Here is an 18,794-nt window from a genome sequence, read left to right as displayed (position 1 = left end):
CGCCCCCCGCCGTATTTGGCGCGTCCAGCCGTTCGGACAGGCTGTCCTCATCATCTAGGTCGAGACGCAGGTACGGCACCACGCCGACCACCGGCACGCCGGTTGCCTGCGCGATCATCTCAACACCCGGCTCCAGGATGGTTTTATCCCCACGGAACTTGTTGATGACCATTCCCTTGACCATCTCCCGCTCATCCGGCTCTAGCAGCAGCAGCGTCCCAGCGAGCGACGCGAACACGCCGCCCCGGTCGATGTCCCCGGCAAGCAGGACCGGCGCCCCCGCCAACTTCGCCATGCCCATGTTGACGATGTCATCCTGTTTTAGATTGATTTCCGCCGGGCTGCCCGCTCCTTCGAGCACAATGATGTCATACTGCCCCGCGAGTGTTTCATATGCCTCCCGGATCTTTGGGACGAGCGTATGTTTCATCTGAAAATATTCCCGCGCACTCATGTTGCCAATCACTTCGCCGTTCACAATCACCTGCGAGCCGGTGTCACTCGATGGTTTCAAGAGGATCGGATTCATCAGCACCGACGGCTCGATCCCGGCGGCCTGCGCCTGCATCACCTGCGCGCGGCCCATCTCGAGCCCTTCGGACGTGATGAATGAATTGAGCGCCATATTCTGGGATTTAAACGGCGCGACGGTGTAGCCGTCCTGCCGGAAGATGCGGCAGAGCGCCGCCGCAAGAAAGCTCTTTCCCGCGTTTGAAGTGGTGCCCTGCACCATAATCGCCTTAGCCATGCGCAGCCTCCCTTTGCAGGATCATTTTCAGGGCTTCCAGAAGCCGGTCATTCTGCCCCGGCAGTTTTACCGCCGCACGGCAGTAGCGCCGGTCGAGACCTTGGAAATTTTCACAGGAACGGATCAGGATATCCCATTCGAGCAGCCTTTCTCTGAGGTCGGCCGGCCCGTCGTATCGAAAAAACAGGTAATTCGCGCGCGAACCGATGACCGTAAGGCCCAGTTCGCCCAGCCGGGCGCGCATCCGCTCCCGTTCGGATTTTACCAGCGCGCGCGTGCGTTTTACATATTGTGTATCCGCGAGCGCGGCCACGCCCGCAACCTGCGCCGGGACCGACACGTTCCACGGCTGCCCGCAGGCAGCAGCACTTTCATTCAGCGTTTCGTCCGAGCAGAGCAGGTATCCGAGCCGCAGTCCGGCCATCGCATAAAGCTTCGTGAAGGCCTTCAGGATCAGAAGATTCGGAAATTCTCCGAGTGCGCCGGTCAGTGTAAAGGCCTCTGGATCATCCAAAAACGGGACAAAACACTCATCCAGCAGGAGCCGCGTCCCACATTCCCGGCATCTTTGCAGGATACGCAGGAGCAGCCCCCGCTCCACTGTCTGGCCGGTCGGGTTGTTTGGATTACAGAGAAACAGCAGATCCACCGACGATCCGATCGTGTCCAGCAGTGTTTCGTCCAGGCAAAAATCGGCCTTTTCGGAAAGAGGATGAAACACCACCTCACAGCCGGCGGCGCGCAAAGCGCGCTCGTACTCCGCGAAAGCCGGCGCTGTTACAACAGCCCGTCGGGGCTTCACCGCCTGCACCGTCCGGAAAATGAGATCTGCCGCGCCATTGCCGCAGAGAATCCACGCGGGCGGAACCTTCTCCGCCTTCGAGAGCGCCGCTGTCAGTTCGCGGCAAAGCGGGTCCGGATACTGCGCGAAACTGCCAATCGAGCTGGAAAGCGCCGCCCGTACACTTTCCGGCAGGCCGAGCGGGCTCAGGTTCGCGGAGAAATCGAGCAATTCCTTTTCGTGCCCGTAGATGTCCCCGCCGTGGATAAGTTCGGTCATTGCGTTACCCCTTAAAACAAGAATATGAATAATACTTTACAGATAGAAAAGAAAACAAGCGCCAAAAATGAGGTGCCCGCCATCAGCCAGTTCGCTTTGCGGATATCATCCGCAACCGGCGGACGCAGATCGTCCCCGATGGTCGGCTTCTCATATAGGACGCCGCCGTAGCGCGCGCTGCCCGCGAGCTGAACGCCGAGCGCGCCCGCGCAGGCCGCTTCGGTCTGGGCGCTGTTTGGGCTTGCATGCTTTTGCCGGTCGCGCATCCAGATTCTTGCCGCGCCCGGTGAGTCAAGCCCCAAAAACGCGGCGGCAACGATCATCAGGAGCGCAGAAATACGCGCGGGGAAAAAATTCGCCGCGTCGTCCAGCCGCGCCGCAAAGGTTCCAAAATACCGGTATTCCTCATTTTTGTAACCGATCATCGAATCGAGCGTATTGACCGCCTTATAGCAGAATCCGAGCGGCGCGCCGCCGAGCATCAGGAAAAAAAGCGGCGCCACCACACCGTCCGAAGTGTTTTCCGCCACCGTTTCAATCGCGGCTTTTGTCACCTGAATAGGCGAAAGCCGTTCGGTGTCCCTCCCGACAATCATTGAAACCGCCTGCCGCGCGGCCGCCAGATCCGCTTTCTGCAGCGCGCGGCGTACGTTCATGCTCTCGGCATAAAGCGCATGCACAGCGAGCAGCTGGTAGCACATGAACGCCTCAAGCAGAAATGCGGCTGGTTTTCCTCCAAATTCCCGTGCCAGATATAGAAGCCCCCATGACGCCGCGCCCGAAACCATGACGACCAGCACGACCAGCAGCGTTCCGCCGATACGTTCCCCGGTTTTTGTCTTTGGGAATACTGCCCGGAGGAGCTTTTCAAGCTTTTCGATCAGCCAGCCAATCAGCCGTACCGGATGCGGCAGCCAGTGCGGGTCCCCGAACAGCAGATCGAGCAGAAAGCCAAGCGCGATTACCGAGACTGCATAAAACATCCAAAATTCCCTCCCGCTTCGATCTTCTGCCGGACGGTTACGGTTTTCCGCGTTTCCCAGCACGTTTTTTCCGCTTCGACGGCAAAACCCTCAAGGTTTCCGATCTGCCACTCGTAAAACATCCTTTTAGGCCGCGCAAACCGCTCCAGGATCGCCATGATGACTCCTCCGTGCGTCACAATCGCAACACTCATGAGGCCGTCCGCAAAAGCGCGCTCCACGATCCGCGCAAAAGCGGCACAGCACCGCTCTTTGAATAAGCCGATCTCTTCGCCGCCCGGCGGGCTCATCGCGCCGCCGGCCGCCACCCACGCGCGATATTCCGGCTGGTGTTCGAGCTCCCGGTGGGTCTTTCCTTCGATCGCGCCGAAATCGCATTCACGCAGATCCTCCACCGGATGAAGTTCTTCCATCGGGTAGAGAATCTGCGCCGTCTGGCGGCAGCGCAGCATCGGGCTCACATACACGGCCTGGGCGGCCGGATATGCCATATTGCAGAAGGAGGCGATTCCCGCATCGGAAAGCGCCTCGTCGGTGCGGCCGATATAACGGCGTTCGAGATTTCCCTGCGTCTGCGCATGCCGGATCAGGAAAAGTTCCATCATTGTTCCCCCTTGATGAGCTGCGGGATTCCCGCGACGACCCGCTCGACCCGCTCGCTCCTTTGCGCGAGCAGACAGCACACACGCCCCACAGCCTCCCGCCAGGCCCGCTCAAACGGATCGGCCGGAACGATCCCGTAACCAACCTCGTCGGTCACGATCAGTGCATCCGGATTCTCCGCGAAGAGCCGTTCGGCCCATTCGAGCGGATCGCTCCCAGCTATCAGGAGCCGCCGTATCAACAGATGCAAACGGTACACGACCGGCTGGCATGGAACCGCATCCAGCGTACAGCTTTCCCCATTGCAGATTTCTTCCATCGCAAAGCCGGTACGCGCGCGCGCAAGCGAAAGCTTGCCCTGCGCGTGTCCGCCAATCAGCATCTCCATCAAAAACTCCCCCCCACCGTAACCGCCAGCAGAATCAGCCCTTCACAGAGCTGCAAAAACCATCCGCACAGATCGCCGGTGATCCCGCCGAACTGCCGTTTTGCCATAAGCCGGTAATATTGGAACAGCGCGAGTGAGGTCAAAATGACAAGCGCGCCTGTAAACGGCAAAAGCAACAGCATCACCGCAGAACAGAGTACGACGCCGCTTACGAGCGCAGCGCCAGTGCGCCGCTTTACCGCCGCATCCGCGAAGGTGGCGGCGAGCCCGCTTGTTTTCGCGCACGGAAAATGGACGACCGAAAGCCCGCTCAGGCACCGCGAGAGAAAAAAACCGAGCGCGAGCACCACGGCTGAAAGCGGATCAAACGGAAAGGTGAAATACTGACACCAAAGCCCGAATAGCAAAAACAGGTAGAGGCAGCAGGCAATCAGCGCGAACGCGCCGGTGTGTGAATCCTTCAGGATTTCGAGCTTGCGTTCGCGCGGCGCGTGGGAACCGAGCGCGTCAGCGGTGTCGCAGAAACCGTCGAGATGAATCCCGCCCGAAAGCACAGCCGGAAGCGCAACCGCAACCGCCGCCGCGAGCGCAGGCGTAACCCCCACACGGGCACAGAACCACAGCCACAGCCATATCGCGCCGCCGATCAATAGCCCAACCAGCGGGAAACATGCCATTACGTAACGCATATTTTCCCTTTTCCAGGCGGCCTGCGGCGCGGGAAAAACCGAATACATCGAAAAGGCGATCGCAAGCGAAGCGAACAGCGGTCTCATCTCGTTTCCTCCCCTTTCAAAACGACCGGAATTGAATAGACGACCTCCACCACCCGATCGGCGCGCGCGGCCAGTTTCCGATTGATCTCGCCCAGAAGATCGATGTAATGAAGGGTTACGGGATCGTATCCTTCACCGTCCGAAAAGACCTCATTGGTTACAACGATCAAATGAGCCGCCTGCCTGCAGAGCGAATCGATCCCGCTGAGCACCGCCTGCACGGCATTCTTCCCCGCGCCCGTTTCGTCAAAGAGCTCATTTGCCACGATATTTGAGAGGCATTCGAGCAAAACAACCGCACCAGCCGGGATTTTTACATCCGCAAGGCCTGTGTACCGTTCGACGGTCACAAATCCACGGCCGGCCCGCGCGGCGCGGTGCTTTGCAATACGCGCCTCACATTCCGTGTCGAACGACCGCATCGTTGCGAGATAGATGCGCTCTCCCGCGTCGAGCTGGACGGCAATCTGTTCGGCATATTCGGATTTTCCGCTGGCGCTTCCTCCAGTAACCATCATCAGCATAACGGCTTATAATCCTCAATTTCAATTTCCGAGAAGGTGCTCATCTCATTGTAAACGGCCAATGCCATGTCGAGAACCGGCAGCACGGCGACCGCGCCGGTTCCCTCGCCGAGGCACATCCGGGCTGTCAGGAAGGGGGATAGTCCCAATTCATCCAGCAACAGTCCTCCGGCCGGTTCATTTGAAACGTGCGATGCGAGCATGTAATCCCGCGCCTGCGGGCAGATACGGCATGCCGCGAGCGCCGCAGCAGCCGAGATAAACCCGTCCACCAACACCGGCACACCCGAGACCGCCCCGCCCAAAAACACTCCGCAAAGCCCCGCGAGATCGAATCCACCGACCTTTGCGAGCACGTCGACCGGGTCTGACGGATCAGGATGATTCAGCGCCACCGCCTGTTTGACCGCGGCAATCTTCCGCGCAAGGCCTTCGCTCGAAAGCCCCGCTCCGCGTCCGGTCACCGCTTCCGGCGCAACATTCAAAAGCACCGATGTGACGGCGCTTGAGGTGGTCGTATTCCCAATGCCCATCTCGCCGGTCGCAAGAATCTGATACCCCTGCGCTTTGAGCTGCGCGGCCAGATCGATCCCGTATGTAATCGCCGCGAGTGCCTGCGCGCGGGTCATCGCAGGCTCTTTCGTCATATTTTTGGTTCCATAGCCAAGCTTGTGGACGCGAAGCCCCGGCCCGCTCACGTCGCGGGAAACACCGATATCGACCGGCAGCACATCACAGCGCGCGGCCCGCGCCATGGCGCAGACGCTCGTCTGGCCAGTGGTAAAATTTTCGGTGACAATCGCGGTGACGTCGCTGCCGGTCTGAGTGACGCCTTCGGCCACCACGCCGTTGTCGGCGCACATGATCACCACCGCGCGTTTCGCGAGCTCGACGCGCGCGCTGCCAATGATCCCGGCAATCCGCACCACTGCCGATTCGAGCAGACCAAGGCTGCCAAGCGGCTTTGCAATGCTGTCCCAGCGTTTCTGCGCCGCATTCATTGCCGCCTGGTCAAGCGGCCTGATCTTCAAAATAGTTTCCGCCAGCTCCATTTTTTCACTCCTTTCGATAGGCCGCGGCCGCCTGCAAAAAGCGAACCGCCGCCTTGGGGTTTCCGGCCAGATAAAGATGCGGGAAACCCGCGTAGAGCGTCTCGCCCGCATGCACACAGTCCCATCCGGTTTCGCGCAGCGGCTTTTGCGCCCAAAAACCGCTGCCGGGATCAGTGCTGTCCCAATAGTGGAATTCGTGTGCGCGCAGGGTCTCCCCTGCCGCGCAGAGGAGGTTCTCCACCCGCGCGTGAAGTTCCACATAGCCAAACCGCCGCAGCCGATCGGTTTTATAACCGCCGGCTGGGATCGCCCCTGCCATCGGCAGCGCGGCTCCATCCATATCCTCGAGCGTTTTTCCCAAATAGAGAAATCCCCCACATTCCGCAATGGCCGGCATACCGCTTTTCACCGCTTCCCCAACAGAGGCGCGCATCTGTATATTATCTGAAAGTTCCCGCGCATAAAGCTCCGGGTATCCGCCGCCTATAAGCAATGCCTGCGCGCCGTCCGGTAATGTCTTATCCCGCAGCGGGCTAAACTCCAGAAGCTCTGCGCCAAGGTCGCGCAGCAGGGCCAGCGTATCCGCGTAATAGAAACAGAACGCCCTGTCCCGCGCCACCGCGACACGCGTTTCACGCGGCCGCGCAAGGCCCGCAGGCCCGTTCGCCGCCAACGGCGGCGCGGCGCGGGCCACCGCGAGAAGCCGTTCGATCTCAACCGTCTCGCAAAATCGTCCCGCCAGATGGTCGAGCTTTTCCGAAAGCCTTGAAACCTCGGCGGCGGTAACGAGCCCCAGATGCCGACTCTCAAGCGCGCAATCCGGCATCTGCGGCAGATATCCCATAACCGGCACGCCGCAGGATTCTTCCACGATCCGTTTGATATCCGGATACAGCGCCGGGGAAATCTGGTTTAAAAGCACCGCCTGGATATTCGCATCCGGCCGCAGAGCGGTAAATCCCTTTACCTGCGCTGCGATCGAGACAGACATCCCTTTGCAACCCACCACCAGCACAACCGGCGTTTTGGTCTGCCACGCGAGATCATAAGAAGATGCATCAAAGGTTTTTGCCGCCAGTCCATCATAGAATCCCATCGCCCCTTCGATCACTGCGAGATCCGCGTTCCGCGCGCCGCGGCAGAGCCAATACCGCGCTGTGTCCGCATCCCCCAAAAACAGATCGAGATTCGAAGAAAACGCCGTGCCAATACTTTTGTGATGGAACATGGGGTCAATATAATCCGGCCCGCATTTAAATGATGCGGGCCGCAACCCGCGCCGGATGAGCGCGCGCAATAGCGCGCAGGTCACCGTCGTCTTGCCGCTTCCGCTCGAAGCGGCGGCAATCATCAGCCTGGGGATTTCATACGTCATGCTTCAACCCTTTCCGCGCGTCGAAAAGATGGTCACCGGGTTCTGTGCGCGCATCATGTGGCAGGAACCAACCGGGTCCGCCCGGCTCACCGCAACCTGTACAATCTCCGCATCCCGCAGGTCGTAATCCCGCAGGCAGGCGGTTGCCTGCGCCGCGGTTTCCAGCGTGACCGCCGAAACAACAATCCGGACAGCCGGATTCTTCTGAATCAGCGCCTCTATGATTTCCCGCAGATTCCCCGACGAGCCGCCGACAAACGCCGCGTCCGGTGCCGGGAGCGGGCCGAGCGCTTCCGGCGCTTTGCCCGCTATGATTTCGAGATTTCCCAGCGCAAATTGATCCCTGTTTTTTGCAATCAGTTCACAGCAATCGGGACTGCGCTCCACGGCATAAACGCTCCCCGCCGGATTTTGCAGCGCCAATTCGACCGCAACCGAACCGGTGCCCGCTCCCACGTCATAAAGCGTCTCGCCGTTTTGCGGCCGCAGCTTTGAAAGGATCACGCTGCGCACCTCGCTTTTGGTCATTGGAGCCTTCCCACGTATAAAACAGCTGTCCGGCAGGCCGGGGACGCCGGATGGCGTCAGCGGCCGTGGGTTCTCCACCAGCAGCACGGCAAGATCCCGAAAGGAGCCCTGCGCGAGCGCATGCACAGTCCCGGATGCGATCCGCTCGCCGGAATAGGAAAGCTCCTCCCCGGCAAAAGCGGGAAGTTCCCCCAGCCCGGCGTCACAAAGCCGCCTGCAAATGTCCTGCACCCGCCATTTCCCGCCCGTGAGGAAAAAGGTCCTCCTGTTCGCACGCACCCAAGGGCCGGGATTGCCCTCCCGGCCATGCAGGCTCACAAGCTTCACATCCTCCCAAGGGATGCCAATGCGCGCCGCGAAATACGAAAGCGAACTCACCCCGCACAGGATCTCCACCTCATACCCCGCCAAAAGCCCACCGAGCCGTTTTGCCGCGCTGAAAAAGCCCGGATCGCCCGAAACGAGCACTGCAACGGGCCCTTGGGAAAGGGTAGAAATCCGTTCGGCAATTTCCCGCGGCGCGGCGGCGGCAAATTTTTCGCCCGGATGATCCGGAAAGCCGTCAAGCAGGCGGGGCGCGCCGATCAATACGCGGCTCCTGGAAATGGCGCCGGCCGCCTGCGCGGTCAGCAGGCCGGAATTCCCAGGCCCCACGCCGGCAATGGTTACCTTCATCGGTCATTCCACCGTCCTTCCTGTATTCTCCCCCTTACCGGTTTGCGCTGTTTCACAGCATCTCCCTTATGCGGTCAGCCAGCACCGCCGCGAGCCGCCGGTCCGCGCCAAGTGTACGGCCAAACCGGATTTTCACATTCGGATGCTCCGTTTGAAAAGCGGCAATCTCAGCGGGGATATCCTCTTTGATGTGCACCCCTTCAAACAGAAAATACGGCACAATCTTAATATCGTCCGCCCCCCGGTCGATCAGTTTTTGAATTCCCGCGGCGATATTCGTTGCGCGAAACTCCATATAGGCTTCCACGATGTGTTCCATTCCCAGCTCTTCCTGCACATAGTCCCGGATGGCTTCCATCGTATTTTCGGTCCCGTTCTCGCGGCTTCCATGCGCCACAATCAAAACGCCGGTCATTTGGCCTCCCCTTCCGATTTAAAGTACTCCGCCGCGGCGTCCACAAAATAGTCGATATCCGCATCGGTGTGCGCATCTGATAGGAATACCGCCTCAAACTGGGCTGGGGCAAGATAAATCCCCTTTTCCAGCATATGCAGGAAATACCGCCCAAACGCCTGCGTATCCGAACTTCGCGCAGAGGAATAGCCGGTAACCGGCCCGCCTGTAAAGAAAAGGCATCCGAGCGATCCCAGCCCGTTCACCGTGCATCCGGGCGCGGCCTCGCGCAGCCCATCACAAAGCCGCTTGCCAAGCGCCGCGATATGCTCGTAGACTTCCGGATGCTCATTCAGATAGTGAAGCTGCGCAAGCCCCGCCGCCATTGCAACCGGGTTGCCGCTGAGCGTCCCGGCCTGATAGACCGGCCCGACCGGCGACACCATCTGCATAATCTCCCGCCGCCCGCCGGACGCGCCGACCGGCATTCCCGCGCCAATAATTTTTCCAAAGGTGGAAAGATCCGGCCGCACCCCGAAATATTCCTGCGCGCCGCCCTTCGCCAGCCGGAAGCCAGTGATCACTTCGTCGAAGATGAGCACCGTGCCATTCTCATCGCAAAGCTTGCGCAGCCCCTGCAAAAAGCCTTCCTCCGGCAATACCACGCCCATATTCGCCGCGACCGGTTCGAGGATAAGCGCCGCGACTTCCTCTCTGTTCTCCCAAAAAAGCGCTTCAACGCTCGCCAGGTCGTTATAATCCGCTGTCAGCGTGTCCCTGGCGCAGCCCGCCGGAACGCCCGCACTGTCTGGAATACCGGTGGTCAAACCGCCCGATCCCGCTTTGACGAGCATCGCGTCGCTGTGGCCATGATAGCAGCCTGCGAACTTGATCACCTTGCTGCGGCCCGTATAGCCGCGTGCGGCGCGGATCGCGCTCATGACCGCTTCGGTGCCGGAATTGACCATCCGGGAAACCTCCATCGACGGCACCAACTCGCAGATAAGCTCCGCCATCTCCACCTCGCGCTCGGTCGCCGCGCCGAAGCTGAGTCCATCCTCCACCGCGCGCAGCACCGCCTCCCGCACAGCCGGGTGGTTATGCCCCAGGATCATTGGTCCCCAAGAGCCGACATAGTCGACATAGAGGTTGCCGTCCGCGTCCCAGATGAACTGCCGGTCCGCTTTCGCGATGAAACGCGGCGTCGCCCCCACCGAGCCGAACGCCCGCACCGGGCTGTTCACGCCGCCCGGGATATGTTTGACCGCGCGCTGAAAAAGCGCGTCGGAAAGCTTTGTATTCATCATCCGATCCTCCCTTCGTCAATCCAGCCCGCCAACTCCTTGGCATAGTAGGTGATAAGGATATCCGCGCCCGCCCGGAAAACCGACATAGCCGCCTCGCAGGCAACTGCGGCTTCGTCGATGAGGCCCGCTTTCGCGGCGGCCTTGATCATGGCGTATTCGCCGCTCACGCTGTAGGCCGCGAGCGGCAGGTCAAAGCTGCCCGCCACCTCGTGGATCACATCAAGATAAGAAAGTGCCGGCTTCACCATCAGGATATCCGCACCCTGCTCCACGTCGAGCGCCGCCTCCCTGACCGCTTCACGGCGGTTGTGAGGGTCCATCTGGTAGCTTCTGCGGTCTCCGAACGCTGGCGCGCTGCCCGCCGCCTCACGGAACGGCCCATAGAAAGCCGACGCGTATTTGACCGCGTAGGACATGATCGGCGTATTCACAAAGCCATACCGGTCAAGCCGCTCGCGGATCGCGCCGATCCGCCCGTCCATCATGTCGGAGGGCGCCACCATGTCCGCGCCTGCCTGCACATGGGAGAGCGCGGTCTTTGCAAGCACCTCCAGCGTTTTGTCGTTATCGACCTCGCGGCCGTCCAGGATGCCGCAATGGCCGTGGGAAGTGTATTCGCACATGCAGACGTCGGTGATCAGATAAAGGTCCGGGAAGTCGCGTTTAGCAGCGCGCAGCGCCTGCTGCACCACACCGTTTTCCGCCCATGCGCTGCTGCCGTACTGGTCCTTATGCGCCGGGATGCCAAACAACAGCACTGCAGGTACGCCGGCTTTCCGCACCTTCTCAAGTTCGAGATGCAGCGTGTCCGGGCTGTAGCGCGTCTGCCCCTCTAACGACGGGATCGGCGTGACGATCCCGCATCCCTCCTCCACAAAGATCGGGTAAATGAGCGCCGCCTTCGAAAGCCTGGTTTCCCGCACCATCTTACGGATCGACGGGTTCGCGCGCAGGCGGCGCGGACGGTTTATCAATTCCATTTCAAAGCTCCCCTTTACCAAGTTCAATCATCCGTTCCACCATACTCTCAATCGTGGCCTCTTTTGCGATTGCGGTGCGCATACCGGACTCTTTTGCAGCCGCCTCGGTCGCCTTCCCGATACAGACCGCCGTAAATTTCAGGTTGTCCTGCCTGCCAAGCGTGTTTACAAACCCGCGTACAGTCGAAGCGCTTGTAAACGCCACATAATCAACCTCTCCGGCATCGAGCATCCGTGCCGCCACATCCGCGTTTGGCCAAGTGTAACGCGTCTCATAAACCGCAAGATCGTCGTATGCGACTGCTGCCGCTTTAAGCGTTTTGGGCAAGCCAGCCGAACCTTCTTTTGCCCGCGCAAGCAGTACCCGTTCATCCGGCCGCACCTCGCGTACCAGCGCCTTCCCGAGCGCTTCGCCGCTGTAATTTTCCGGCACCAGATCCGGGATCAGTCCGCGCATTTCGAGTTCCGCTGCGGTCGCAGAGCCGATTGCAGCAAGTTTTATGCCCCCAAGCGCGCGCACGTCCTTCCCGCGCCCTCTCAGCGCGTCAAAGAAAAGCCGTACGCCCGCCGGGCTGGTGAAAACGAGCCAACTGTATTCCCTCAATCGTGAAAACGCTTCATCAAGTTCCGGGTTTGGTTCCAGCGGCATAGTTTCTATGCAGGGCAGCTCGATCACCTGTGCGCCGTAATCGCGCAGAAGCTGTGAAAACCGGCCGGCGCGATCCCTCGGCCGGGTGACGAGCACCGTCCTGCCGCCGAGCGGGCGTTTCTCCATCCAGGAAAATTCCTCCGCCAGCGCGCAGACCCGGCCAACCGCAATGACCGCCGGCGTGCCGATCCCCGCTTCCCGCGCGTGTTCCGGGAGCGCTTTGACTGTGGACACAACGGTACGCTGCGCGGCCGTGGTACCGCGCTCGATGATGGCCGCGGGCGTCTCGGCGGGCATCCCCGCCCGCAGCAGCCCCTTGCAGATCTCCTCCAGCGCGCCGACTCCCATCAGGAAGATCAGAGTCCCACCGAGCCGCACCAGCGCTTCATAGTCGATCTGCGCTTCCGGCACATGTTTGGTGTGCCCGGCGACAATATGCACAGACGAGCTGAGGCTGCGATGGGAAACTGGAATCCCTGCGTAAGCCGGCACCGAGATGGCCGAAGTCACCCCCGGAACAATTTCAAACGGGATATTATACTCCGACAGCAGTTCCAGCTCCTCACCGCCGCGCCCGAAAAGGAACGGGTCGCCCCCTTTGAGCCGTACGACCAGTTTTCCGGCCATCGCTTCCTGCAGCAGGATGCGGTTGATCTCCCCCTGCGGCACCGGGTGGCTGCCCGCCCGCTTGCCAACGTCGATCCTCCTTGCCGAATCCGGGATCAGCGCAAGAATCTCCGGACTCACAAGCGCGTCGTAGACAACCACGTTCGCCTGTACGAGCAGGTGTTTTCCCTTCAGCGTGAAGAGACCAATGTCCCCCGGGCCCGCCCCTACCAGATAGACCTTTCCTTCTTTCATCATTTTCCCTCCAGCGTCCGCGCGAGCGTCTCCCCAAGGTGTTCAGCCTGTTCCACCGCGCCGGAGAGCTTTCCGGTGCGGTAATTTTCGCCGTCCGCTTCACAATATAACCCGGTCAGCCGTAGCTCCCGACCGGAAATCTCCGCGTACGCCGCGACCGGGGAGGAACATCCCCCGTCGAGCGCTCGTACAAAAGCCCGTTCGGCCAGCGCCGCATAGCGGGATGCAGCATCCCCGACCGCGTCCAGGAATCCCACGTCCTCCCCGGCACGGCACTGCACCGCCAGGATCCCCTGCCCAGCCGCCGGAATCATTTCATCCGTGGAAAAACAGCGGCTGATCCGCTTTCCAAGCCCAAGCCGGTCAAGCCCTGCCGCGGCCAGCACGAGCGCGCCATATTCCCCGCCGTCGAGTTTGGCAAGGCGGGTGAGCACATTGCCCCGAACGCTTTTTACCGGGCTACCTGGAAAAAGCCTTGCAAGCTGCAGCTGGCGGCGCGGGCTCGAACAGCCGATCGGTCCGGCGTTTTCGCCGCCATGCGGCAGCACCAGCACGTCGCGCGGGTCCGCCCGGCGGGAAAACGCCGCAAGCGGCAGATCTTCCGGGATCTGCATCGGCATATCCTTGAGGCTGTGGACCGAAAGATCGATCACGCCGCCGCGCAGCGCCCGTTCGAGCTCCTTTACAAAAAGGCCCTTGCCGCCGATCTTGTCAAGTGTACGGTCGAGGATCTTATCGCCGGTCGTTTTCATCGTGATGAGCTCGCAGGTGATCTCCGGATAATTTTCCTCAATCGCCTGGATGACCAGCTGGCTCTGGATCACTGCCAGCCGGCTTTCACGGCTGCCCACACGGATTTTACGCTTCATCATGCGGCCTCTCCTCCTCCGGCACAAGTTCGCTGATCCGTTCGCGGATCCGCTCGGTGACCGCGCGGGCCAGGTGATGTCCCGCGCCGCTTGCCGTCACCCCAATCACAATCTTTCCCTTCTGTGCCACACCCGGAAAAAAGAAAGTGCATTCCTCTGGCGCGTCCGCCACATTCGCAGGAATTTTCGCGGTTTTCGCCTCTTCATAGACCGCATGGTTCACCTCGCGGTTGTTGGTTGCGGCAAGCACCAGATCAAATCCTGCGCAGTCCCCGCGCAGGTAGGCGCGGCGGATGAGCGTCACACCAAGCTGTTCCATTTCCGGGGAAATCTGTGGGGAAATAACCGTGACTTCCCGGCAGAACCGCTGCAAAACCGCCGCGCGGCGGTATGCCACCGCGCCGCCGCCGAAAACCGCCGCACGGGTTTCTGAAAGGTTGGCAAAAAGCGGGAAAAACGCGGCGCCGGACGGCGCCTTTTTCACAGCTTGCGAAAGGCCATAGTCCTTTTGCAAAAGCGCGGTCAGTTCATCGTAAGGCAAACCCGTATCCTCCCGCGGACGCCCGATCACAATGGCCGTCGCACCGGTATCATGCGCCGCGTCAAGCTTCTCCGGGAATCCTCCCGCGCCGCCGGACTCTTTGGTCACCAGGATGTCCGCTCCTATCTGCCGCAGGGTCGCGCAGTTCATTTCCCGCGTGAACGGGCCCTGCATTGCAATCAGGTTCTGCACCCGGTAGCCCAGTGCCAGGCAGCGCTGAACCGATTCGATGGTTGGAAGCACCCGCGGAAAGATCCGCTCCTGATAGTCCGGCACACGCGTGAAGATATCGAGTTCCTTGCTTCCGGTCGTGAGCAGAACGTTTCCTTTGGTGGCCGCGATCACCTCCGCCGCGCCAAAGGCGTCCGCCACATAGACGCAGCCCTCCGCCGCGCTTTCCGGCCTGGAAAGGCGCAGACAGCGCACACCGGCCGCGGCGCAGGCCGCCCGTATGTTTCCGGTGACAAGCGCCGCGTAAGGGTGGGTCGCGTCGATCACACAGTCCAGCTGCAGAGACTGCAGCAGGGTGGTCATCTCATCCGCGTCCAGCCGGTCGGCAAAGACCTGTACGTTTTCAGGCAAAAGCAGCTTTCCATATGCGGTGGCGACGCTGGCACAGACCGACGCGCCGCATCCATCGAGCCATTCAATCAGCCTTCGTCCCTCCGAAGTCCCCGCAAAAACCAGAAAATGCGCCATAATTCTCTCCTTGAAGCGTTTGCTTCGCTCAACTTTCGGTCACTTTGTAGCCGCGCGGCGTCACCAGCCTGCCGTCCTGAATCCTTGTATGAGAATTGCCGATAAACACGGTGGTGAACATATCCGCCTCCACGTCTTTCAGTTCCGACAGGGTCATCACCGCGCAGGATTCGTCCGCGCGGCCGATATTACGGACCAGGCCCACCGCGTTTTCCGGCGCGCGGTGGCGCAGCAGGATTTCACAGGCCTTTCTGAGATAATCGCCGCGCTTTTTGCTCGCGGGGTTATAAAGGCAGATGCAGAAGTCCGCCGCGGCCGCCGCGGCCAGCCGTTTCTCGATCGTTTCCCAGGGAGTGAGCAGGTCGCTCAGGGAAATCACCGCGAAATCGTGTCCGAGCGGCGCGCCCAGCAGCGCAGCGCCGCTGCACGCGGCGGTCACGCCCGGCACAACCTCAATGTCCACCGGCGGATAATCCTTCGACAGTTCATAGAGGAGCCCTGCCATCCCATAAACCCCTGGATCGCCGCTGCAAACCATCGAAACGGTATGCCCCTGCGCCGCCTTTTCAAGCGCCAGCCGGCAGCGTTCCTCCTCCCGGCGCATCGGCGTCGACAGCAGCTGCTTTTTGGGGTAGCGCTCCCGCACCAGATCAATATAGACGCTGTAGCCCGCGATCACATCGCTTTCCAAAAGCGCGGCCGCGGCCTGCGGCGTCAGATACTTCGCATCTCCCGGGCCGAGCCCGACCACATACAGTTTCATACCTGCTCCTTCCCATGCGCGGATTTTTGCAGTCCTTCGATACATTGCTTCCACAGCTGCGGCGCAAGGTTTTCCCGCAGCCCGTAAAGCAGCCGGGCGACCGCCTTCTGCGCCGACTGGTTCAGATATCCCGCGAAGGCGTCCCGGTCGTCCTGCGCAAGCGGCAGCCGGTGAATTGGTTTTTGCATCCGGCCCAACAGGTCATCCGCCGCGCAGGCGCTGATTTCCCCCACTGCCGGGATAAATTCCCGGAAGCGGTACCACGCTTCAAATTCCGCGAGGCAGCTCTGTAAAATCTCCCGCACCTGTGTGAGTGTTTCATAATCTGCGCGCACCGGACGGCGCCCGCAGATCTGGTCGGTATCATAAAGCGAAAGGTCGGGCCGGTCCGCAAGCGCGGGGTCGATGTCCCGCGGCACCGCCAAATCGCAGAGGATTGCCGGTGTGGGAAACGGCGCCACATCCGACGCGCGCAGCGTGTAATGCGGGCTGGCGGTCGCGCTCACCACCACCCGCATACCGGGCAGGTATATCAGCCGTTTTTCATAGGCAATGGTCTGCGCGCCGTCCGGAATACAGACTTCGCCGTGGTGATACTGCCGCACAGTCATTAAAACATCACAGCCCTCGGCCACAAGTGCCGAAGCCGCAAGCCTGCCCATCTCGCCGTTTCCGATGACCATACAGGGCAGTCCGTCGAGCGTTCCCAGCTTCCCGCGCAGAAACGCGACCGTGCTGGCCGCCACCGAGCGGTCAGCGGCTGTGAGCCGCACGTCGGTCTTGACCCGCTTCGCGGCGGTAACCGCCATGCGGAAGAGGGTCTCCAGCACCGGCCCGGCCGCGCCGCACCCGCGCGCAAGCGCAAGCGCATCCCCCACCTGGGTGATGATCTGATCCTCCCCAAACACCTGCGATTTAAGCCCACAGGCGAGCGCGAAAAGATGTTCCGCCGCTTCCCGTCCTGCCCGGTCGAGAAAGCAGTCCCGATATTCCGCAGGGTCCACCCCGCAAACGTCACAGAGCGCCTCGTACGGCAAAAGCTTCCCGCCGCAGATCCAAAGCTCGGTACGGTTGCAGGTCGAAAGGATCACGCACCCCTGCGCGCCGCCGTCCGCCCGCAGCCTTTCCATGGCTACGGCCGCGGCGCCTCTGGTCATTGCAAACCGTTCGCGCACTTCAACAGGCGCGCGGTTATAATCAATCCCTGTCATCCGTATGTCCAAAACGTACCCTCCAGTTTGCCGCGGCCGCCGCGGCTGTGACAGCATTCCTGCTCTGTTTGCGCATCAGCAGGTTCCCGCCCGAAATGAGCACCGCGGCCCGTTCACAGACATTGTCCACCCCGACCGCGCCCTTTACAAACGCCGAGCCGGAAAACGATCCCTCCAACGCGCCGAGCGTCCCGGCGGACGCGGTGCACAGCGGCAGGCGGTATTTCTCGCAGAAGGCCAGGATGCACGGCTCCCGCGCCTTTAAATCGATCGTCGCGACCTCCCGGACCGCCTGCACCGAAAGGTCGTTCTGCGAAAGCAGCACCAGGATCGCTTCCTCGAAGACCTCCGGCGCTACATCCTTGCGGCAGCCCACCCCAAGCGTCACAATGCGCGGGACGAGATGCAGGGTACGCAAAAACGGCTCGTCCCTGCCGGAAAATGAAACACAGATGCCAAGCGGTCCGTCCTCCGCCATCGTGAGCCCCTGCGGCAGCGCGCTTTCGACCACGAAATCGCTGCAAAACCCCACCGCATTCCCATCGAGCAGCGCTACGGAAACCGCTTTCGCGTTCTCCCGCTCGCAGATTGCAAGATTCTGCTCCTTTGCCCACACGTCGACCGCAAACCGGCCGTTTAAATCTGTAGCGGTCGTGATAACCGGCGTCGCGTCCAAGCACTCCGCAAGCTCCCGCGCCAGTTTGTTCGCACCGCCCATATGCCCTGAAAGCAGCGGAATCACAAAGTTTGCCCGCTCATCCACCGAAAGCACGGCCGGGTCGGTGAGTTTATCTTTCACATGCGGCGCGATCGCCCGCACGGCGATGCCCGCCGCGCCCACAAAGATGATCCCATCGCTTTCCCCAAAAGAGCGGGCCGTCCAGCTTTCAAGCGGTTCCAGCAGCGGCGTGAGGCCGCCGTTACCGGCGTGGCGCGGCATGGCACAGGCGCTGCACAGATGCCCGTTCTCCCGCAGTATCCCGCGCAGCGCAGCGGCAACCCGCGCACCGTTTTCAGTGAAAGAAACGACTGAAATTCTCATACCAGCGCCTCGCGGTAACCGGTCGTGAATGCCGGGTCGTAAAGCTTCGAGCGGGCATAATCCTCCCCGAGGAAATCTCCCACCAGGATGAGCGCCGTTTTGGTGATGCGATGCTCCTCGGCCAGCGCCGGGAGCAGCCCGACCGTGCATACGATCGTTTTTTCGTCCGGCCAGCTCGCTTTATAAACGATCGCGGCGGGCGTATCCTCCGGATAGCCGCCCGCGATAAGCTTTTCGGAAAGCCGTTCCACCATCCCCGCGCTGAGATAGACGGCCATCGAGGCGCGGTGCGCGGCCAGCTTTTCAATTTCCTCCCGCTCCGGCACCGGCGTGCGTCCAGCCATACGGGTGACAATCAGCGTCTGGGAAACGTCCGGCAGGGTATATTCCGCGCCGCCGAGGTGCGCAAGCGCCGCCGCCGCGCCGGAAAAAGCGCTCACCCCAGGCGTCACGTCATAACGAACCCCCGCTTCTTCGAGCAAATCTATCTGCTCGCGGATGGCGCCGTAAAGCGACGGGTCGCCGGTATGCAGCCGCACAGTGCTTTTCCCGGCAGCTTCGGCCGCCTGCACCACCGAAAAAACCTCCTCCAGCGTCATTTTCGCGCTGTCATGGATTTCACAGCCCGGCTTCGCTTCCTTTAAAAGTGCGGGGTTCACAAGCGATCCTGCGTAGATGATCACATCCGCCTCGCGCAGGAGCCTTTGCCCGCGCACGGTGATGAGGTCCGGCGCGCCGCAGCCCGCTCCCACAAAATGCACCATAA

At 61.1% G+C, this 18,794-nt stretch carries 19 protein-coding genes and 1 pseudogene; all 20 read right to left on the bottom strand.

The features are described from left to right. A pseudogene (locus DWV16_RS19540) lies at window positions 1-748 on the bottom strand (cobyric acid synthase); the annotation flags it as partial. Next, a complete protein-coding gene (cobD, locus tag DWV16_RS06455) occupies window positions 741-1,808 on the bottom strand; it encodes a threonine-phosphate decarboxylase CobD (RefSeq protein WP_118478327.1) in 1,068 nt (355 codons plus the stop codon). The gene cobD and the pseudogene DWV16_RS19540, both read right to left, overlap by 8 nt. Before the next feature lie 11 nt (window positions 1,809-1,819). Further along, entirely contained in the window at window positions 1,820-2,791 is a 972-nt protein-coding gene (cbiB, locus tag DWV16_RS06450; RefSeq protein WP_118478325.1) for an adenosylcobinamide-phosphate synthase CbiB, read from the bottom strand. After that, a complete protein-coding gene (locus tag DWV16_RS06445) occupies window positions 2,770-3,393 on the bottom strand; it encodes a histidine phosphatase family protein (RefSeq protein ID WP_158572802.1) in 624 nt (207 codons plus the stop codon). The genes cbiB and DWV16_RS06445 overlap by 22 nt, the downstream gene beginning before the upstream one ends. Then, a complete protein-coding gene (locus DWV16_RS06440; RefSeq protein ID WP_118478321.1) occupies window positions 3,393-3,782 on the bottom strand; it encodes a bifunctional adenosylcobinamide kinase/adenosylcobinamide-phosphate guanylyltransferase in 390 nt (129 codons plus the stop codon). Before DWV16_RS06440 ends, DWV16_RS06445 begins: the two co-directional genes overlap by 1 nt. Beyond that, complete coding sequence (locus tag DWV16_RS06435; RefSeq protein WP_118478319.1) at window positions 3,782-4,558, bottom strand: adenosylcobinamide-GDP ribazoletransferase; 777 nt, start codon at window positions 4,556-4,558, stop codon at window positions 3,782-3,784. Before DWV16_RS06435 ends, DWV16_RS06440 begins: the two co-directional genes overlap by 1 nt. After that, window positions 4,555-5,082: a bifunctional adenosylcobinamide kinase/adenosylcobinamide-phosphate guanylyltransferase gene (locus DWV16_RS06430; RefSeq protein ID WP_118478317.1), complete on the bottom strand. Its 528-nt coding sequence runs from the start codon at window positions 5,080-5,082 to the stop codon at window positions 4,555-4,557. The genes DWV16_RS06435 and DWV16_RS06430 overlap by 4 nt, the downstream gene beginning before the upstream one ends. Then, window positions 5,076-6,134, bottom strand: coding sequence for a nicotinate-nucleotide--dimethylbenzimidazole phosphoribosyltransferase (gene cobT / locus DWV16_RS06425; RefSeq protein WP_066460012.1), 1,059 nt, complete (start codon window positions 6,132-6,134; stop codon window positions 5,076-5,078). Before cobT ends, DWV16_RS06430 begins: the two co-directional genes overlap by 7 nt. A gap of 4 nt (window positions 6,135-6,138) precedes the next feature. Next, the gene (locus DWV16_RS06420; RefSeq protein WP_118478315.1) at window positions 6,139-7,509 is read right to left on the bottom strand and encodes a cobyrinate a,c-diamide synthase; all 1,371 of its coding nucleotides are present in this window, start codon (window positions 7,507-7,509) and stop codon (window positions 6,139-6,141) included. A 3-nt stretch (window positions 7,510-7,512) separates the two neighbouring features. After that, window positions 7,513-8,712 (bottom strand): precorrin-6y C5,15-methyltransferase (decarboxylating) subunit CbiE, encoded by a 1,200-nt coding sequence (gene cbiE, locus DWV16_RS06415; protein ID WP_118478313.1) that lies wholly within the window; start codon window positions 8,710-8,712, stop codon window positions 7,513-7,515. 52 nt (window positions 8,713-8,764) lie between these two features. Continuing rightward, window positions 8,765-9,127, bottom strand: a complete 363-nt coding sequence (locus tag DWV16_RS06410; RefSeq protein WP_118478311.1) for a sirohydrochlorin chelatase — start codon at window positions 9,125-9,127, stop codon at window positions 8,765-8,767. Further along, window positions 9,124-10,410: a glutamate-1-semialdehyde 2,1-aminomutase gene (gene hemL, locus DWV16_RS06405; RefSeq protein WP_118478309.1), complete on the bottom strand. Its 1,287-nt coding sequence runs from the start codon at window positions 10,408-10,410 to the stop codon at window positions 9,124-9,126. The genes DWV16_RS06410 and hemL overlap by 4 nt, the downstream gene beginning before the upstream one ends. Further along, complete coding sequence (gene hemB, locus DWV16_RS06400) at window positions 10,410-11,393, bottom strand: porphobilinogen synthase (RefSeq protein ID WP_066460016.1); 984 nt, start codon at window positions 11,391-11,393, stop codon at window positions 10,410-10,412. The genes hemL and hemB overlap by 1 nt, the downstream gene beginning before the upstream one ends. Window position 11,394: 1 nt before the next feature. Continuing rightward, a complete protein-coding gene (cobA, locus tag DWV16_RS06395) occupies window positions 11,395-12,903 on the bottom strand; it encodes a uroporphyrinogen-III C-methyltransferase (protein WP_118478307.1) in 1,509 nt (502 codons plus the stop codon). Then, complete coding sequence (gene hemC, locus DWV16_RS06390; RefSeq protein WP_079988324.1) at window positions 12,903-13,775, bottom strand: hydroxymethylbilane synthase; 873 nt, start codon at window positions 13,773-13,775, stop codon at window positions 12,903-12,905. Before hemC ends, cobA begins: the two co-directional genes overlap by 1 nt. Further along, complete coding sequence (gene cobK, locus DWV16_RS06385; RefSeq protein ID WP_066460018.1) at window positions 13,762-15,012, bottom strand: precorrin-6A reductase; 1,251 nt, start codon at window positions 15,010-15,012, stop codon at window positions 13,762-13,764. The genes hemC and cobK overlap by 14 nt, the downstream gene beginning before the upstream one ends. A gap of 28 nt (window positions 15,013-15,040) precedes the next feature. Further along, on the bottom strand, window positions 15,041-15,775 hold the full coding sequence (gene cobJ / locus DWV16_RS06380; protein WP_118478305.1) for a precorrin-3B C(17)-methyltransferase: 735 nt from the start codon (window positions 15,773-15,775) through the stop codon (window positions 15,041-15,043). After that, a complete protein-coding gene (locus DWV16_RS06375) occupies window positions 15,772-16,998 on the bottom strand; it encodes a glutamyl-tRNA reductase (RefSeq protein ID WP_158572801.1) in 1,227 nt (408 codons plus the stop codon). The genes cobJ and DWV16_RS06375 overlap by 4 nt, the downstream gene beginning before the upstream one ends. Then, window positions 16,973-18,028 carry a cobalt-precorrin 5A hydrolase gene (locus DWV16_RS06370; RefSeq protein WP_118478301.1) on the bottom strand — a complete coding sequence of 352 codons (1,056 nt, stop codon included), beginning with the start codon at window positions 18,026-18,028 and terminating at the stop codon, window positions 16,973-16,975. The genes DWV16_RS06375 and DWV16_RS06370 overlap by 26 nt, the downstream gene beginning before the upstream one ends. Continuing rightward, on the bottom strand, window positions 18,025-18,792 hold the full coding sequence (gene cobM / locus DWV16_RS06365) for a precorrin-4 C(11)-methyltransferase (RefSeq protein ID WP_066460022.1): 768 nt from the start codon (window positions 18,790-18,792) through the stop codon (window positions 18,025-18,027). The genes DWV16_RS06370 and cobM overlap by 4 nt, the downstream gene beginning before the upstream one ends. Window positions 18,793-18,794: the final 2 nt, after the last annotated feature.

Origin of the sequence: Anaerotruncus sp. AF02-27 (assembly GCF_003465835.1) — a bacterium.
Taxonomy (GTDB): Bacteria; Bacillota; Clostridia; order Oscillospirales; family Ruminococcaceae; genus Anaerotruncus; species Anaerotruncus rubiinfantis.
Note: the sequence above shows the minus strand (reverse complement) of the source record. Positions and strands in the feature narration are given on the sequence as shown.

What these genes read in the sequence shown, in the direction of transcription:
- DWV16_RS06435 (WP_118478319.1), bottom strand. Translation starts at nt 4,558, where the DNA reads ATGAGACCGCTGTTCGCTTCGCTTGCGATCGCCTTTTCGATGTATTCG.
- DWV16_RS06370 (WP_118478301.1), bottom strand. Translation starts at nt 18,028, where the DNA reads ATGAGAATTTCAGTCGTTTCTTTCACTGAAAACGGTGCGCGGGTTGCC.
- cbiB (WP_118478325.1), bottom strand. Translation starts at nt 2,791, where the DNA reads ATGTTTTATGCAGTCTCGGTAATCGCGCTTGGCTTTCTGCTCGATCTG.
- hemL (WP_118478309.1), bottom strand. Translation starts at nt 10,410, where the DNA reads ATGAATACAAAGCTTTCCGACGCGCTTTTTCAGCGCGCGGTCAAACAT.
- DWV16_RS06410 (WP_118478311.1), bottom strand. Translation starts at nt 9,127, where the DNA reads ATGACCGGCGTTTTGATTGTGGCGCATGGAAGCCGCGAGAACGGGACC.
- cobK (WP_066460018.1), bottom strand. Translation starts at nt 15,012, where the DNA reads ATGGCGCATTTTCTGGTTTTTGCGGGGACTTCGGAGGGACGAAGGCTG.
- hemC (WP_079988324.1), bottom strand. Translation starts at nt 13,775, where the DNA reads ATGATGAAGCGTAAAATCCGTGTGGGCAGCCGTGAAAGCCGGCTGGCA.
- DWV16_RS06445 (WP_158572802.1), bottom strand. Translation starts at nt 3,393, where the DNA reads ATGGAACTTTTCCTGATCCGGCATGCGCAGACGCAGGGAAATCTCGAA.
- cobM (WP_066460022.1), bottom strand. Translation starts at nt 18,792, where the DNA reads ATGGTGCATTTTGTGGGAGCGGGCTGCGGCGCGCCGGACCTCATCACC.
- cobD (WP_118478327.1), bottom strand. Translation starts at nt 1,808, where the DNA reads ATGACCGAACTTATCCACGGCGGGGACATCTACGGGCACGAAAAGGAA.
- cobA (WP_118478307.1), bottom strand. Translation starts at nt 12,903, where the DNA reads ATGAAAGAAGGAAAGGTCTATCTGGTAGGGGCGGGCCCGGGGGACATT.
- DWV16_RS06440 (WP_118478321.1), bottom strand. Translation starts at nt 3,782, where the DNA reads ATGGAGATGCTGATTGGCGGACACGCGCAGGGCAAGCTTTCGCTTGCG.
- cobT (WP_066460012.1), bottom strand. Translation starts at nt 6,134, where the DNA reads ATGGAGCTGGCGGAAACTATTTTGAAGATCAGGCCGCTTGACCAGGCG.
- cobJ (WP_118478305.1), bottom strand. Translation starts at nt 15,775, where the DNA reads ATGAAACTGTATGTGGTCGGGCTCGGCCCGGGAGATGCGAAGTATCTG.
- hemB (WP_066460016.1), bottom strand. Translation starts at nt 11,393, where the DNA reads ATGGAATTGATAAACCGTCCGCGCCGCCTGCGCGCGAACCCGTCGATC.
- cbiE (WP_118478313.1), bottom strand. Translation starts at nt 8,712, where the DNA reads ATGAAGGTAACCATTGCCGGCGTGGGGCCTGGGAATTCCGGCCTGCTG.
- DWV16_RS06420 (WP_118478315.1), bottom strand. Translation starts at nt 7,509, where the DNA reads ATGACGTATGAAATCCCCAGGCTGATGATTGCCGCCGCTTCGAGCGGA.
- DWV16_RS06430 (WP_118478317.1), bottom strand. Translation starts at nt 5,082, where the DNA reads ATGCTGATGATGGTTACTGGAGGAAGCGCCAGCGGAAAATCCGAATAT.